Origin of the sequence: Microbispora amethystogenes (assembly GCF_016863015.1) — a bacterium.
GTDB classification, from domain to species: Bacteria; Actinomycetota; Actinomycetes; order Streptosporangiales; family Streptosporangiaceae; genus Microbispora; species Microbispora amethystogenes.
Genome location: NZ_BOOB01000061.1, coordinates 11,559 through 27,972 on the forward strand (window position 1 = coordinate 11,559; position 16,414 = coordinate 27,972).

Annotated in this window: 13 protein-coding genes; 10 read left to right on the forward strand and 3 right to left on the reverse strand. The window is 71.7% G+C overall.

Annotated elements, in window-relative coordinates:
- Positions 1–77: 77 nt before the first annotated feature.
- From Mam01_RS32930 to atzF, 8 genes are read left to right on the forward strand one after another with little or no spacing between them, the layout of a single operon-like run.
- Complete coding sequence (locus Mam01_RS32930; RefSeq protein ID WP_239101803.1) at positions 78–842, forward strand: GntR family transcriptional regulator; 765 nt, start codon at positions 78–80, stop codon at positions 840–842.
- A complete protein-coding gene (locus tag Mam01_RS32935; RefSeq protein WP_204289080.1) occupies positions 817–2,337 on the forward strand; it encodes an ABC transporter ATP-binding protein in 1,521 nt (506 codons plus the stop codon). Before Mam01_RS32930 ends, Mam01_RS32935 begins: the two co-directional genes overlap by 26 nt.
- Positions 2,334–3,383: an ABC transporter permease gene (locus Mam01_RS32940; protein WP_204289081.1), complete on the forward strand. Its 1,050-nt coding sequence runs from the start codon at positions 2,334–2,336 to the stop codon at positions 3,381–3,383. The genes Mam01_RS32935 and Mam01_RS32940 overlap by 4 nt, the downstream gene beginning before the upstream one ends.
- A complete protein-coding gene (locus Mam01_RS32945; protein WP_204289082.1) occupies positions 3,370–4,272 on the forward strand; it encodes an ABC transporter permease in 903 nt (300 codons plus the stop codon). Before Mam01_RS32940 ends, Mam01_RS32945 begins: the two co-directional genes overlap by 14 nt.
- Positions 4,273–4,284: 12 nt before the next feature.
- Complete coding sequence (locus Mam01_RS32950) at positions 4,285–5,442, forward strand: BMP family ABC transporter substrate-binding protein (RefSeq protein WP_150929838.1); 1,158 nt, start codon at positions 4,285–4,287, stop codon at positions 5,440–5,442.
- Positions 5,439–5,957: a cysteine hydrolase family protein gene (locus tag Mam01_RS32955; protein ID WP_204289083.1), complete on the forward strand. Its 519-nt coding sequence runs from the start codon at positions 5,439–5,441 to the stop codon at positions 5,955–5,957. The genes Mam01_RS32950 and Mam01_RS32955 overlap by 4 nt, the downstream gene beginning before the upstream one ends.
- Complete coding sequence (biuH, locus tag Mam01_RS32960; RefSeq protein ID WP_204289084.1) at positions 5,954–6,646, forward strand: biuret amidohydrolase; 693 nt, start codon at positions 5,954–5,956, stop codon at positions 6,644–6,646. Before Mam01_RS32955 ends, biuH begins: the two co-directional genes overlap by 4 nt.
- Positions 6,643–8,334, forward strand: a complete 1,692-nt coding sequence (gene atzF / locus Mam01_RS32965) for an allophanate hydrolase (RefSeq protein ID WP_204289085.1) — start codon at positions 6,643–6,645, stop codon at positions 8,332–8,334. Before biuH ends, atzF begins: the two co-directional genes overlap by 4 nt.
- Positions 8,335–8,366: 32 nt before the next feature.
- Here atzF and Mam01_RS32970 read toward each other — a convergent pair whose 3' ends face one another.
- From Mam01_RS32970 to Mam01_RS32980, 3 genes are all read right to left on the reverse strand, one after another.
- Entirely contained in the window at positions 8,367–8,810 is a 444-nt protein-coding gene (locus Mam01_RS32970) for a DoxX family protein (protein WP_204289086.1), read from the reverse strand.
- A 444-nt stretch (positions 8,811–9,254) separates the two neighbouring features.
- Positions 9,255–10,163 (reverse strand): LysR family transcriptional regulator, encoded by a 909-nt coding sequence (locus Mam01_RS32975; RefSeq protein WP_204289087.1) that lies wholly within the window; start codon positions 10,161–10,163, stop codon positions 9,255–9,257.
- Between the two features lie 31 nt (positions 10,164–10,194).
- The gene (locus Mam01_RS32980; RefSeq protein WP_204289088.1) at positions 10,195–11,016 is read right to left on the reverse strand and encodes an SAM-dependent methyltransferase; all 822 of its coding nucleotides are present in this window, start codon (positions 11,014–11,016) and stop codon (positions 10,195–10,197) included.
- Between the two features lie 241 nt (positions 11,017–11,257).
- On the opposite strand from Mam01_RS32980, the gene Mam01_RS32985 reads away from it, so the two are divergent.
- Together Mam01_RS32985 and Mam01_RS32990 are read left to right on the forward strand one after the other, a co-directional pair.
- A complete protein-coding gene (locus Mam01_RS32985) occupies positions 11,258–14,257 on the forward strand; it encodes a family 43 glycosylhydrolase (RefSeq protein WP_204289089.1) in 3,000 nt (999 codons plus the stop codon).
- 62 nt (positions 14,258–14,319) lie between these two features.
- The coding region (locus Mam01_RS32990) for a family 43 glycosylhydrolase (RefSeq protein WP_204289090.1) at positions 14,320–16,414 on the forward strand (2,095 nt) is incomplete at its 3' end.

Here is a 16,414-nt window from a genome sequence, read left to right on the forward strand (position 1 = left end):
AGGTTGTGAGGGCATGGCGACCACGAATTAACCATGCCCGACATTTCAGGAAACGCCGCGTACCTAGCGTCCGAGTCGTGGATGCAGGGCTGTATACAACACCGGACACGACACCGGACACGGGCCCGGGCGCGCGGACGAGACTCCGGCGGGATCAGGTCTACGGCGAGTTGCGCCGGCGGCTGATGCTCGGAGAGTTCGCGATCCGGTCCCGGCTGGTGGAGGAGCGGATCGCCGCGCTGCTGGAGGTCTCCAGGACCCCGGTACGCGAGGCGCTGGTGCGCCTCCTCGCCGACGGCCTGGTGGAGCGGGGCCAGGACGGCGGTTACTACGTCGCCCAGCCCGACCTGCACGACCTCAGAGACCTCTACGAACTGCGGGTGACTCTGGAACTGCGCGGGATCAGCCGCGCGCTGGAGCCGGCCGTACGCGGGCACGACCCGGCGGTGCTGGAACCCCTGCGCGACCAGTGGCGCGCGCTTCGGGACGACCAGCCGGAGCCCGACCCGCAGTTCGTGGTGATGGACGAGGACTTCCACGTCACGATGAGCCGCGCCTCGGGGAACGCGGCGCTCACCAGCACCCTCGCGTCCGTCAACGCGCGGATCAGAGCGGTGCGCATGTACGACTTCCTGACCGCCGACCGCATCACCCTGACGATCCTGCAGCACCTGGAGATCGTCGAGGAGGTCCTCGCCGGGCGTCTCGAGGACGCCCTGACCGCGATGCGGCGGCACGTCGGGGAGTCGATGGACGTCGTCGAGCGCAGAGCCGCTCGCGCTATCACCCAGATGGCCCTCAACCGAGGCAGGCGCCATGACGTTGACCGAGGTTCCCACTGACCATCCCCTGCTCGCGGCCCGCGGCCTGACCCGGGCGTTCGGCGACGTCGTCGCCAACGACGGGGTCGACTTCGACGTACGCCCCGGCGAGGTACACGCCCTCGTCGGGGAGAACGGCGCGGGCAAGAGCACCCTTCTCAAGCTCATCTACGGCGTGCACCGGCCCGACGCGGGAGACCTGATGGTGGACGGCACGCCGGTGCGGGTCGGCAGCCCGGCCGCCGCCCGGTCCCTCGGGATCGGCATGGTCTTCCAGGACCTCCGGCTGGTCCCCGCGCTGACCGTGACGGAGAACGTCGCGCTCGCGCTGCCCGGCCGGCTCAGGCCCGCCGCGCTCGCGCGGCGCATCGCGGCCGCCGCCGAGGAGTACGGCCTCGCCGTGGACCCGTACGCGAAGGTCGCGCATCTCTCCATCGGCGAGCGCCAGCGCGCCGAGATCCTGAAGGTCCTCCTCACCGGCAGCCGGGTGATCATCCTGGACGAGCCGACGAGCGTGCTGGCGCCCCAGGAGGTCTCCGCCCTCTTCGAGGTCGTCCGGCGGCTGCGCGACCTCGGGTACGGCGTCGTCATCGTCACCCACAAGCTGGGGGAGGTCAGGGCGATCGCCGACCGGGTCACCGTGCTGCGCGGCGGCCGGGTGATCACCGGCGGGGCGGACCCGGCGGCGTACGACGACGCGGAGCTGGTGGAGGCGATGGTGGGCCGGGCGGTGCCGCCGCTGCCCGCCGACCGTCCCGCGCCGCCGACCGGCCGTACGGCCGCGCTCTCCCTCACGGGGGTGAGCGCGTACGGCGACAACGGGATGCTCCGGCTGCGCGACGTCACGCTCGACGTGCTGCCCGGCGAGGTCGTCGGGGTCGCGGGGGTGGCGGGCAGCGGCCAGCGGGAGCTGTGCGAGGTCGCCTGCGGCCTGCGCCCTGCCGCGACGGGTGTGGTCGCGGTCGCGGGCGAGGCGCTCACCGGCCCGTCCGGGCAGGTCGCCGAGGTGCCGGAGGACCCGCTCGCCGACGCCGTCGTCCCCGGGCTGACGGTCGTCGAGCACGTCGCGCTCGGCCTGCCGCGCAGGCCGCGGCGGCGGTTCAACGTCGACTGGCGGCGGGTGGCCGCGATCTCCCGCGACCTGGAGGGCCGCGCCGGGCTCGGCATGGCCGCCGCCCGCCGCAAGGTCGCCGAACTGTCCGGCGGCAACGTCCAGCGGGTCATGCTCACCCGGGCCCTCGCCCGGGACGACGCCGCGCTGGTCGTCGCGGCCTACCCCAGCCGGGGTCTCGACATCGCGACCACCCGGCGTACGCAGGAACTGCTCCTGGAGCGGGCGGCGGCGGGCGCGGGCGTGCTCGTCGTCTCCGAGGACCTCGACGAGCTCATCGCGATCAGCGACCGGATCGCCGTCCTGCACGACGGCCGCCTCGCGGGCGTCGTCGCGGCGCGTGGCGCCGACCGGCAGGAGATCGGACATCTCATGCTCGGCGGATTTCCAGGTGGTGCGGCATGACGGCCACGCTCACGCAGCCGGTGGCGACCGAACACACCGGCATCCCACTCAGGACGGCACTCAGGACGGCGGCGCGGTGGACCGGGGCGCTCGCCGGGGCGGTGGCGCTGTTCGCCGTCCTCCTGCTGGCCAAGGGGGTCGACCCGGTCGCGGCGCTCACCGGGATGATCGCCCAGGCGTTCACCGGGCCGAGCCTGGAACAGATCGTCATCAAGGCGACCCCGCTGATCCTCGGCGCGATGGCGGTCGTGCTGCCCGCCCGGGCCGGGCTCACCAACGTCGGCGGCGAGGGGCAGATCCTCATCGGGGCCGTCGCGGGCGCGGGCGTGGGCCTGGCCGTCCCCGGGCCGGCCGCGCTGCCGCTCATGCTGCTCGCCGGGGCGGCCGGCGGCGCACTGTGGGCGGGCGTGGCGGCGGCGATGCGGCTGGTGGTGGGGGTCAACGAGGCCGTCACCACGCTGCTGCTCAACTACGTGGCGCTCGACATCATGCTCTATCTCATCTACGAGCCGTGGAAGGACCCACACGGCTCCGGGCAGCCGGCCACCCGCCCGCTGGAGATCGCGCAGCGGATGCCGCTGGTCAGCGGCACCGCGATCCACATGGGGATCGTCGTCGCCCTGCTGGTCGCCGTCGCCGTGTGGCTGGTGCTGCGCGGCACGTCGTTCGGCTTCCACCTGTCGGTCGTCGGCGGCAACCCCGAGGCGGCCCGCCGCGCCGGGCTGCCGGTGGCGCGGCTGATCCTCGCGGCGATGCTGCTCGGCGGGGCGTTCGCGGGGCTGGCCGGAGCCGTCCACCTGGCCGGGGTCGAGTTCAAGCTCAGGCCGGGGCTCACCACGAACATCGGCTACATCGCGTTCCTCGCCGCCTGGCTCGCCCGGCACCGGCCGCTCCCGGCCGTGGGGGCGGCGCTGCTGCTCGCCGCGGTCACGGTGGCCGGCGACAGCCTCCAGCTCGACAGCGGGCTGCCGGCCGCGACCGTGAACGTCCTGATGGGCCTCGTCCTGCTCGCCGTACTCGGATGGAGTCGCCATGCTCGTCGTTGACGTGCTCGCCGGAGGGGTCAGAGGCGGGACCGCGATCATGTTCGCGGCGCTCGGCGAGACGCTGGCCGAGCGGGCCGGGGTGGTCAACCTCGGCACCGAGGGCTGCATGCTGGTCGGCGCGCTCGGCGGCTACGCCGTCGCGGCGGAGACCGGGAGCCCCTGGCTCAGCCTGCTGGCGGGGGCGCTCGCGGGCGCGCTGCTCGGGCTGGTCCACGCCGCCGCCGTCCTGTGGCGGGGCGCCGACCAGTTCGCCACCGGGCTCACGCTCATGTTCCTCGGGCTCGGGCTGACCTCGCTGTTCGGCGCGGCGTACGTCGGCAGCCCCGCCCCCGGGTTCGACCCGGTGCCGGTGCCGGTGCTCGGCGATCTCCCGATCGTGGGGGAGATCCTGTTCCGGCACGACCCGGTGACCTATCTGTCGTTCGCCGTCGCGCCCCTGCTGTGGTTCTTCCTCGGCCGCACCAGGACCGGCCTGCTGGTGCGCACGGCCGGGGAGCGCGCCGACGTGCTGCACGCGCACGGGCACTCGCCCGCCCTGGTCCGCGCCGCCGCCGTGGTGGCCGGCGCCGGGCTGGCCGGGCTCGGCGGGGCCCAGCTCTCCACCGCGTACGCCCACGCCTGGTTCGAGGGCATGACCGCCGGCCGGGGCTTCATCGCGGTCGCGCTCGTCATCTTCGCCGCCTGGCGTCCCCTGTGGGTGATGGCCGGGTCGTACCTGTTCGGCGCCGCGCTCGCCCTGGCGCCCGCGCTGCAGGCCCGCGGGCATGCGCTCAACCAGTTCGCCCTCGACGCCCTGCCCTTCGTCGTCACCCTCGTCATCCTCGCGATCCTCGGCAGGCGCACGCTGCGCGCCGCACCCGAGGAACTCCGCCGCGTCTTCGCTCGCTAGCCGGGAGACCCCATGCGCACGATATTCGCCGGGGCGGCCCTCACCGCCCTCGCCGTCCTGTCCACCCTCACCACCGCCGCCTGCTCCGCGAACACCGCCGGGACCGCCGCGCCCGCTGTCTCGGGCGGCGCCGCGCCCGGCAAGGACTCGCCCGCCGTCGGGTTCGTCTTCGTGGGCCCGAAGGACGACTACGGCTACAACCAGGCCGCCTACCAGGGCAGTCAGGAGGTCGCCAAGGTGTTTCCGCAGCTGAAGGTGATCACCGCGGAGAACGTCCCCGAGGACGACAACGCCGCCCGCGTCATGAACAGCATGATCGCCAAGGGTGCCCGGATCATCTTCGCCACGTCGTACGGGCACCTGGACGCTGCGCTCAAGGTCGCCGCCGAGCACCCCGACGTCGTGGTCGTCCAGCAGGGCAACCTCATCACCGGGACCACACCGCCGAACGCGGGCACGTTCTTCGGCACCGTGTACGAGCCCGTGTACCTCGCGGGCATCGCGGCGGGCAAGGCGACGAAGACCGGCAAACTCGGATACGTCTACGCGTTCCCGATCAGCCAGACCATCGACAACATCGACGCGTTCGAGCTCGGCGCCCGGTCGGTGAACCCCACCGTGAAGACGTACGCGGTGAGCACGTCGAGCTGGTGCGACCCGGCGAAGCAGGCCGAGGCGGCGGCGAACCTCCTCAAGCAGGGCGTCGACGTGATCACGCAGCACCAGGACTGCACCGCGACCGTCATCAAGGCGACGGAGGCGGCGGGCGCGATGACCGTCGGCTACCACGCCGACGCCTCCGGCATCGCCCCGAAGGGCTGGCTGACCGGCTCACAGTGGAACTGGGGCCCGCTCTACTCCGACATCGTCCGCACGGCCCTGGCCGGCACGTTCACCGGCTCGAAGTACAACGCCAACTTCCGGGTCGGCTACAAGACCGGCGACAACCCCTTCGTGCAGTCGCCGTACGGGCCGGGGGTGGACGAGGAGACGAAGAAGCTGGTCGACGCCGCGAAGGAGAAGCTCAGGAACTCCTCGCCGTTCGCCGGGCCGGTGCGCGACCAGGACGGCAAGGTCCGCGTCCCCGAGGGCACCACGCCCGACTACGAGACGATCGAGAAGATCGACTACTTCGTCGAGGGCGTCGTCGGAAGCCTGCCGAAGTCATGAGCTCCACCCCGTATCCGTGGCCCTGGCACGGGCGTCTGGACCCGGCCCGCCTCGCTCTGCTCGCCGTGGCCTGCCCGGATCGCTCTGCTGGGGGGATGCCCGGGGGAATGTCCGGGCTGGAGGAGGCGGTGCGCGGCGCGGGCGGGCTGGTGGTCCGGGTCGGGGTCCGTCCGCCGCTGCGCCCCGCCGGCCCTCCGGCGGCACCACCGGGTGCGGCGCCGGAGTGCGACGTCGCGGCGGCGGGGTGGGACGGGTTCCACGGCAGCGCCCTCGACGACCTGCTCAGGGCCGCCGGGCGCGACCTGCTGGCGCTCACCGGCTGCTGCCTGGAACTCGGCGTCCACTCGACGATGCGGTCGGCCAACGACCGGGGATACGAATGCCTGCTGGTGGCGGACGCCTGCACCGCCGCCGACCCCACGTTGGCCGAGGCCGCCCTCTCCATGATCGAAATGTCCGGCGGGATCTTCGGCGCGGTCGGATCGAGCGCCGCCCTCATCAGGGAGCTGTCATGATATTTCCGGTTGTCGAGGCGGAACCGTACGCCTGGCCGTACAACGGTGGGCTCGATCCCGCCACCACCGCCCTGATCTGCGTCGACTGGCAGGTCGACTTCTGCGGGCCGGGCGGCTACGTCGACATGATGGGCTACGACCTGTCGCTCACCCGGGCCGGTCTGGAGCCCACCGCACGGGTGCTCGACGCCTGCCGCGAACGCGGTTTCCTGGTCGTGCACACCCGCGAGGGACACCGGCCCGATCTCGCCGACTGCCCGCCCAACAAGCTGTGGCGGTCACGGCGGATCGGCGCGGGGATCGGCACGGCGGGGCCCTGCGGACGGATTCTGGTGCGTGGCGAGCCGGGCTGGGAGATCGTCCCCGAGGTCGCGCCCGTCGAGGGCGAACTCGTGGTGGACAAGCCGGGGAAGGGCGCGTTCTACGCCACCGACCTCGACCTGCTGCTGCGGACCCGCGGGATCACCCATCTCGTGATGACCGGGATCACCACCGACGTCTGCGTGCACACGACCATGCGGGAGGCCAATGACCGGGGATACGAGTGCCTGCTCCTCTCCGACTGCACGGGCGCGACCGACAAGGGCAACTACGAGGCGGCCCTGAAGATGGTCACCATGCAGGGCGGCGTCTTCGGCGCGGTCGCCCCGTCGTCCGCTCTCCTCGCCTCGCTCACGGTGACTCTATGACCCCCGCCGTGACTCCCGCAGAGGTCGTCGCGGGCACGTACCGGAGGATCCGCGAACGCGGGGACGACGGCGTCTGGATCAGCCTCCGCCGGGAGGCCGACGTGCTGCGCGACCTGGACGGGCTCGACCCCGCGCTTCCGCTCTACGGCGTGCCGTTCGCCGTCAAGGACAACATCGACGTGGCCGGGATGCCGACGACGGCGGCCTGCCCGGCCTTCGCCTACCGGCCCGAGCGCAGCGCCCCGCTGGTGGACCGCCTGGTGGCGGCGGGAGCGCTGCTCGTCGGCAAGACGAACCTCGACCAGTTCGCCACCGGCCTGTCCGGGACGCGCACGCCGTACGGCGCCTGCGAGTCGCCGCTGGTGCCGGGGCTCATCTCGGGCGGCTCGTCGTCCGGGTCGGCCGTGGCGGTCGCGGCGGGGCTCGTGCCGTTCGCGATCGGCACCGACACGGCGGGGTCGGGCCGGGTGCCGGCCGCGCTCACCGGGACGGTCGGGCTCAAGCCGTCCCGCGGCCTGGTGCCGACGCTCGGCGTCGTGCCCGCCTGCAGGTCGCTCGACTGCGCCAGCGTGTTCGCGCGCACGGTCGCGGACGCGGCGGCGGTCCTGCGGGTGATCGCCGGGCCGCATCCGGACGACCCCTGGTCGCGTACGCCGTCACCCCGGAAGCCCGGCGGCGGCCCGTCCACCCGGATCGGGGTCCCGCGCACGCCGGAGTTCTTCGGGGACGGCGCGGCGGCGGAGGCGTTCGCGGCGGTGACCGAGCGGCTGGCGGGCCTCGGTCACGAGATCGTCCCCGTCGACCTGACGCCGTTCCTCATGGCGGGGAGGCTGCTTTATGAGGGGCCGTGGCTGGCCGAGCGGCTCGCGGGCGTCGGCGACTTCGCGGCCCGGCACACGCGCGACCTGCACCCGGTCACCCGGCGGGTGCTGGAGAGCGGCCGCTCGATCAGCGGGGCGGAGGTGTTCGGCGGGCTGCACCGCCTGCGGGAGCTGCGGGCCGCCACGGCGGCCGAGTGGGCCCGGATCGACGCGCTGGCCGTGCCGACCGTGCCCACGACGTTCACGCTGGCGGAGATGGCCGAGGATCCCATCGGCCGCAACACGATCCTCGGCCACTACACGACGTTCGCGAACCTGCTGGACCTCGCCGCGGTCGCCGTGCCCGCCGGGCTCACCCCGGCGGGCCGGCCCCACGGGGTGACCTTCCTGGCTCCGGCGGGGTCCGACGACTTCCTGGCCACCCTGGGCGCGGGCTTCCTGGGGGAGAAGGCCGAGCCCCAGGCACCGGCGGCCCTGGCACCGGCGGGCGGAACAGTTCCGCTGGCGGTGGTCGGGGCCCACCGGGTGGGCCAGCCGCTGCACCCGCACCTGGTGGCGCTCGGCGCGAGCTTCGCCGCCGTCGCCCGGACGGCCCCCTGCTACCGGCTCTACGACCTCGGCGACAGGCCGGGCCTGGTCAGGGAGGAGGGCGGCTCCTCCGTCGAGGTCGAGTTGCACGAGATCGAACCGGCCGCGCTGGGGAAGCTGCTCGTGACCATCCCCGCCCCGCTCGGGCTCGGCACGGTGGAGCTCTCCGACGGCCGCCGCGTGCGGGGCTTCCTGTGCGAGGCGTACGCGGTCAGGTCGGCCAGGGACATCACCGGGCTGGGCAGCTGGCCCGCCTACCTCGCGGCCGGGCGCGCGTAGCGCCCGGCCGCGAGGCGGTCACGCCTGGACTGTCACGCCTGGACTGTGGCGGGTGAGTAGCCCTCGACCTCGTGGTGCCGCACCCGGTGGATCAGCGTGTCCAGCGCCCAGGAGCCGGGGCCGAAGACGGCGATGAGGAAGAACGACCAGCAGAACATGGCCGCGGCCTCGCCGCCGTTGCGGATCGGGAACAGGTTCTGCGGCGCGTGGACGACGAAGTAGGCGTACGCCATCGAGCCGGAGCAGAGCAGCGCGCTGACGCGGGTGAACAGCCCGACGAGCACGAGCGCGCCGAAAACCAGCTGGATGGCCGCCGCCCACCAGCCCGGCCACGAGCCGAAGGGCAGGGTCTGCCCGGTTCCCCGGCTGCCGCCCAGGACCCCGAAGATCGACGACGCACCGTGGCAGACGAACAACAGGCCTGTGACGACCCGGAAGAGCGAGAGCACCGGTCCGCTGATCTGACCGATTTTCACGTGATCACCTTCTTGGAGGAATGAGGAGAACCGGCCGCCGAAAGTTTTCAGTCAGGACTGTGTAAACCGCGAAGAATCTGCGGCGTCCCGAGCTTCACATTGTCGGCGGATTCGACGCCCGGCTGTGGGAAGCCGTGCGCAGGTAGGGGTGAAGACCCCGAAAGTGCAGGTCAACTCCTGGAACCCCAGCAGCGTCGCTGGTGGTGTCGCTCATGCGTCCATGGACCGCTACGCGCCCAATGCCCAGTCCGGCGCCGAACGGACACGGGGTCGCGCTGGTCTCAGATTGCTCTCAGGCCGATCTTTAGTCAAGTCTTCAAGTAATTCTTAGGGGGGCCCCGGCGGCGCCGCATCGAATAATGCCTGGTAGCGCTCCGGCCGCCCGGGTACCCACGCCGGCAAGAACGATTCAGGCCGCCTGAAACTTTCCCCCGAGCCGACGCGCTACCGGGTCCAGAGACACTCCTGCACGGTCTGCGCGAGCGCCATCAGTCCCGCCGGCGTCGGTTCCCCCTGCCGTTCCCCCCGCCATGCGAGGGCGTACGTCAGCCGCAGGTCGCCCGCGTCGAGCGGGACGAAGGCGACGTCGTCCCTGCGGACTGACGCGACGAGCAGAGAGGGAGTCGGCAGCAGGCCGACGCCCGCCGCGACCAGGTCGAGCGCGGCGGCGTAGTCGTCGATCTCCTCGGCCACCACGTGCTGCCGCTGGGGTCCGACGCGGGCGGCGAGCCGTGCCCACATGCCGCCCGGAGGGCGTTCACGCGGCACGAGCACCCGGCGCCGGGCGAGCCGTTCGGGCTGCAGCCGGGGCAGGGCCGCGAGCGGGTCCCCGGCGGGCACGGCCAGGTGGCTCACAGGCACGTGGAACCGGGCGGCCGTGGTCAGATCGCGGGGAAAGGGACTCGCCAGGATCGCGGCGGTCACCTCCCCGGCGGCGACGGCCGCGAGGGAGGCGGCGCGCCCGGAGGGACGCAGGTCCACCTCGGCCGGGGGATCGCGGCGCGCCATCCGGCGGGCCACCCGCGCCGCGAGCCCGCCCACCAGCGGGGGATAGGCCAGCCGGACGGCGGCGCCCGCCGGTGCGGCCAGCCGCCGCGCCTCGGCCGAGAAGGCCGTCGCGGACTCCAGCAGCGCCTCGGCGTACGGCAACAGCGCCTTTCCCGCGGGCGACAGCCGCACCTCGCGACTGGTGCGCTCGAACAGGCGGACCCCGAGCACGCGCTCCAGCCGCCCGACGGCCTGGCTCGCCGCGGGCTGGGAGACGCCCATCTCGGCGGCGGCGCGGGAGAAGCTGAGATGCCGGGCGACGAGGGCGAAGCAGCCGATGTCACGCAGTGGCGGGCCGGGGTCCATGGGTCAGGGTTCGCGGGTCAGGATTCGTGGGTCAGGGCTTGCGGCCGACCCCGCACATGGCGTCGACCTCCGGCGCCTCGCCGAACTGGCTGGGCTCGGGCCGCCACCGGGACACCGACACCACCCCCGGCTCCAGCAGCGTGAGACCGTCGAAGAAACGGGCGATCCGCTCGGGCGTACGCAGGAGGTAGGGGTCGCCCGCCTCGGCGCGGATGCGTTCGGCCTCGTCCGCCGCCTCGGGCGCGACGACCTTCGTGCCGTCCTCGAACACCAGGTGGCTGCCGGACGGCAGGGCGTTCATGAGGTGACGCACGATCCCGTACGCCTCCTCGTCGTCGAGGACCTGACCCATGACCCCGAGCAGCATGAGCCCCACCGGCTCGGCCAGGTCGAGCGTCCGCGCCGCCGCCTCCAGGATCGCGCCGGGGGCGCGCACGTCGGCCTCGATGTAGTCGGTCACCCCGGGCGGAGAGCTGGTCAGCAGGGCGTGGGCGTGCACCAGCACCAGCGGGTCGTTGTCGACGTAGACGATCCGCGACTCCGGCGCCACCCGCTGGGCGACCTCGTGGGTGTTGGCGGCGGTCGGCAGGCCGGTGCCGATGTCGAGGAACTGGCGGATGCCCACCTCGCCCGCGAGATAGCGCACGGCCCGGCCGAGGAACCTCCGCGACTGCCGGGCGATGTCGACGATGCCGGGGTACGCCCGCATGATCTGGTCGCCGAGCTCCCGGTCGGCCGGGAAGTGGTCCTTGCCTCCGAGGAAGTAGTTCCAGATGCGCGCCGCGTGCGGCACGCTCGTGTCGAGCCTGGGACGGCCCTCGTCGCCGGGACCGTCCACCCAGCCTGCGCTCATCCGACCTCCCGTGCACAACCCTAGTGCCGGTCTTGAGTCTCCAGCGGCTGTCAGGGCGACACTCGTCGTCATGCCGCCGCACCGGGATGCCGACGCGGACGACTTCGCCTGGCTCCCAAGGCGCGTACCGGTGAGGTGAGTGCGGACGTAGCAGATCATCCGATCACTGGGGAGTCTTGACAGGGCATGTTAGCGCAAACACTATTAACGGGCGCGTCATATTTATGACTGGAGACCCCCCATGTCCGTATCCCCCCGCTCTTCTGGATCGGTCCCGCGCGATCCGCTCAGGCCGGTCGGCCTGCGCAGGACGGCGCTCGCGACGGCCGGCGCGCTTCTCTGCGCCGGCCTCGTGTCCACGGGCGGCGCGGCCGCCGCCCGCACCTCCGATGCCGCCCGCACCTCCGACGACGCCCCTACTTCTGGCGACGCATGGTCGCCCAAGCCGTCGTACACCTCGACCGACAAGGGGGACGGCACCTACACCGTGCCCATCCTCAACTCCGACGTGCCGGACATCAGCGTGGAGCGCGTCCCGGCCGCGGAGAACAAGGAGCACCGGGACGTCTACTACATGATCAGCACGACGATGCACCTGAGCCCGGGTGCGCCGGTCATGAAGTCGTACGACCTCGTGAACTGGGAGATCGTCAACTACGTGTTCGACCGGGCCGACATCGGCGACGCGTTCTCGCTGCGCAACGGGCAGAACTCGTACGGCCAGGGCCAGTGGGCGTCGTCCCTCCGCTACCACGACGGCAGGTTCTACGCGGTCTTCAACACCAACAACCTCGGTGGCGCGTACCTCTACAGCACCGACGACGTCGAGAACGGCAAGTGGACGCGGACGCCGCTGGGCCGGGGTCTGCACGACCCGTCGCTGTTCTTCGACGACGACGGCACGGCGTACATCTTCTACGGCTCGGGCAGCACCAGCGCCGTGCGCCTCAAGTCCGACATGTCGGGCATCGACAAGGACTTTCCGAGCATCTTCGCGGCGAGCGACTACGCCGGCAAGCCGTTCATCGGCGGCCTGTTCGAGGGCGCCCAGGTCTTCCACATCAACGGCTACTACTATGTGGTGATCATCACCTGGCCGTCCGGCCAGGGGCGTCAGGTCGTCATGTTCCGCTCCAGGGACCTGCTCGGGCGTTACACCTCGGCGGACGGCACGAACACCTACGAGGCGCGGGGGGTGCTGAACTCCAACGGTTTCGCGCAGGGCAGCCTCGTGCCGATCTCACGTGCGGGCGGCGGCACCGACTGGTACGGCATGTTCTTCCGCGACAACTTCCCGATCGGGCGCACCCCGGCGCTGATTCCCGCCACCTGGCAGGACGGCTGGCCGGTCTTCGGGAACAACGGGGTCGTGCCCGTGGGCGGCGCGTTCGCCAAGCCGATCGCGCTCAGCCCGGAGGAGGAGAGGTTCGAGCAGCAGAAGAGCATCGTCGCCTCCGACGACTTCGCCAACGACGCCCCGCACCGGGCGTACATGGACGAGGACTGGACGATCCCGCAGCCGCCCGCGTACGACGGCTCGCTCATCGGCGTCGAACTGCTGCAGAACCCCGGGTTCGAGTCCGAGACGGTCTCGCCGTGGGGCACGCAGTACGGCGCGACGATCAGCCGTGACACGACCGGCCCGGCCGCGGGTTCGGCGGCGCTGAAGGTGAGCAACCGCACGCTCAACGGTTCCGGCCCGAACCAGTACCTGAACGGCAAGGTGCAGCGCGGTGTGACCTACACCGTGTCGGCGAAGATCAGGTACGCGTCGGGCCCGAGCAGCATCCGGTTCAACCTCGTGGCCGACTGGGGCTCGGGCGTCCAGACGATGGCCTCGGGGAACGTTCCGGCGGGACAGTGGACGACGGTGACGGGCCAGTACACCATCCCGGCGACGGCGAACGTGGACAACTTCAAGTTCGCGGTCGAGACGCCCTGGGGCAACCCGCAGCCGGCGTCGTCGAGCGTGGAGTACCTCATCGACGACGTCTCCGTCGTCGGGCAGCCGGTGACGACCGAGTACCCGACCCGGGAGGAGATCACCCCCAACGGGTCGCGCCTGGCCCCGGTGTGGGAGTGGAACCACGCACCCGACAACCGGTACTGGTCGCTGACCGACCGTGACGGATGGCTGCGGCTGAAGACCGGCAAGGTGGTCACCGGCAAGTACGTCTACACCAAGCTCTCCAACCGCGACGAGCTGACCTGGTTCGAGGAGGCGCGCAACACGCTGTCGCAGCGGACGTTCGGGCCCCGGCAGTCGGCCGAGACCAGGATGGACGTCTCCGGCATGAAGAACGGCGACGTCGCGGGCCTGGCCGCCTACAACCGCGGGTTCTCCTACGTCGCGGTCAAGCGCGCCGACGGCCAGAACACGCTGGGCGTCGTCAACCGGGGCCAGCCGTTCGCGGTCGACATCGACCAGGCGGCGGTCGAGAACTTCGTGCCGGGCACGACGGTGCCGCTGGGGGACGCGACCCAGGTGTACGTGAAGGCGGACCTCGACTTCGCCTCGCCGGCCGGACAGCTGTGGACGACCTTCTTCTACAGCCTGGACGGGCTGAAGTGGACCCAGCTCGGCCGCGTCGGCCCGCAGACGCTGGACGGCAGCCTCTCGCACTTCATGGGGCACCGGATCGGCCTGTTCGACTACGCGACCAAGGAGACCGGCGGGCGCGTCGACTTCGACTACTACAAGCTCAGCGACACGCTGACCGCGCAGAACAAGCCGCTCGACACGAGCGCCCTCGACGCCGCCATCGCCTACGCCGGGACGCTCGACAGGCGTGACTATCCGGCGGACGCGTGGGCGGCGACGCAGGCCGCGCTCGCCGACGCCACCGCGGCGCGGGCCGGGCAGTTCGGCACCCAGAACCAGATCGACGCGCCCGAGCGGGCGCTCAGCTACCAGCTCGCCCGGCTCGGCACGCTCAAGGCCGCCACGCCGGAGGTCAAGCTGACCGTCACCGCCTCCTCCCGCTGCATCGGCGCCTCGGCCTACCTGGCGGTCACGGCCGTCAACGACGGCGACGCACCGGCCACGATCACGCTGACCACGCCGTACGGCACCAAGACCGTGGCCGACGTGGCCCCGGGCAAGCAGGCCTACCAGTCCTTCAACACCCGGACCGCCCAGATCGACGCGGGCAAGGTCACCGTGACCGGCGCCGCGACGATCGGCGGCAAGCAGGTCACCACGTCCTACGACGCCGCCTACCCCGCGGCCGCCTGCCGCTGAGCGCACGTCCCCGCAGAGTCCCAGGTCGAAGGCACGTCAAGGACAGGTCAAGGAGAATATTCGTGTTGAAGCGCGTCAGAAAGTCGGCCCTGCGCCGGGTCGCCGCCGCGGCGATGACCGGCGCCCTGCTGGCCACGGCGGTCGCCGCGACGTCGGGGCCGGTGCAGGCCGCCGGCCAGAACATCATCGTGAACGGCGGGTTCGAGGACGGTCTCAGCGGCTGGTTCGTCAACAACGGGAACTCGACGGACGGCGCCACGCTGTCGCCCACGACGGACGCCTACGCCGGTTCGAGCGCCGTGCTCGTCACCAACCGGAAGACGACCGGATCCGGCCCGATGCAGGACCTGTCCGGCAAGGTGCAGGCCGGGAAGACGTACGCGATCACGGCCCGGGTGAAGTACGAGAACCCCAGCAGCCCGGCGACCAAGCAGTTCTTCGCCACCATGCACTACGGCGGCTCGACGTACACGAACGTCGGCACGGTGACCGTGGCGCGCGGGCAGTGGGGGCTCATCCAGGGCACGTTCACGATCCCGGCGGGGCAGAGCGTCACGACCGCGCGGCTCTTCGTCGAGACGCCCTGGACGTCGGACCCCGCGTCCGCTCCGAACACCCATCTCATGGACTTCAAGGTCGACGACGTGTCGGTCTCGGAGTTCACCCCCTCGACGACGATCGAGGCGCTCGGCAAGAACCCCGGCGAGGGCAACCCGCTCATCTCCCACAAGTTCGGGGCGGACGGCAACGCCTTCGTCCACAACGGCCGCGTGTACATCTACATGACCAACGACACGCAGGAGTACAAGCCCGGCCCCACCGGCGTCTCCTCGACGAACACCTACGCCAGTATCAACACGATCACCGTCATCTCGTCGGACGACCTCATGAACTGGGTCGACCACGGCGAGATCCCCGTCGCGGGCCCGAGCGGCGTCGCCCGCTACGCCGGCAACTCGTGGGCCCCCGCGATGGAGAGCAAGGTCGTCGACGGCAAGGAGAAGTTCTTCCTCTACTTCGCCAACAGCGGCGGCGCCTCGGGGGTCATCGTCGGCGACTCGCCGGTCGGCCCGTGGCGCGACGAGCGGGGCAGCCTGCTCATCACCAGCGCCACTCCGGGCGCGTCGAACGGCAAGAACTGGCTCTTCGACCCCGGCGTGTTCATCGACGACGACGGCCAGGGCTACCTCGTCTTCGGCGGTGGCGGCGACGACGGGACGCGCAGCGCCGAGAACACCAACCACCCGAAGTCCACGCGGGTGATCAGGCTCGGCGACGACATGATCAGCACGAAGGGCTCGGCTGAGGTCATCGACGCGCCGCTCGTGTTCGAGGCCGGTCACATCTTCAAGCGCGACGGCAAGTACTACTACTCGTACTCGTCGAACTTCGGGTTCGGCGGCACGGTCGACCCCAACGGCCCGCCGACCGGGGCGATCGCCTACCTCATGGCCGACAGCCCGATGGGCCCCTGGACCCCCGAGACGTACAAGGGGATCATCTTCAAGAACCCCGGCACCTACTTCGGCGCCGGCGGCAACAACCACCAGTCGGTGTTCCAGCTGGGTGGCCAGTACTACTTCACCTACCATGCCCAGACGCTCAACAGCCGCATCACGGGCGGCGCCACCCAGGGCTTCCGCAGCCCGCACCTCGCCAAGCTCGACTTCAACGCCGACGGCACGATCAAGGAGGTGCGGGGCGACTACAAGGGCGTCGAGCAGATCCGCAACCTCGACCCGTACCGGGTGATCGAGGCCGAGACGATCGCGTGGCAGCAGGGCATCGCGACGAAGAAGGTCGACGGCGGATCCGAGGAGTTCGGCGCGCAGGCGCCGAACCTCGTGGTGCACGACATCGACAACGGCGACTGGACGTCGCTCGCCAAGGTCGACTTCGGCACGGCCGGCGCCACCGGCGTCACCGCGAAGGTGCGCCCGCTCGCGGCCGGAGGGAAGATCGAGGTCCGTCTCGACGGCCGCACCTCGCCCGTGGTGGCGACCATCCCCGTGGACGCTCCGCTCGGCGAGTGGACGAGGCTGAGCGCCACGCTCGACGGTGTCAAGGGCGTCCACGACGTGTACTTCACCTACGCGGGGCCCGAGGGCGCGGACCTCTTCGAGGTCGACTCCTGGGCCTTCGCCGCGGAGCAGTCCT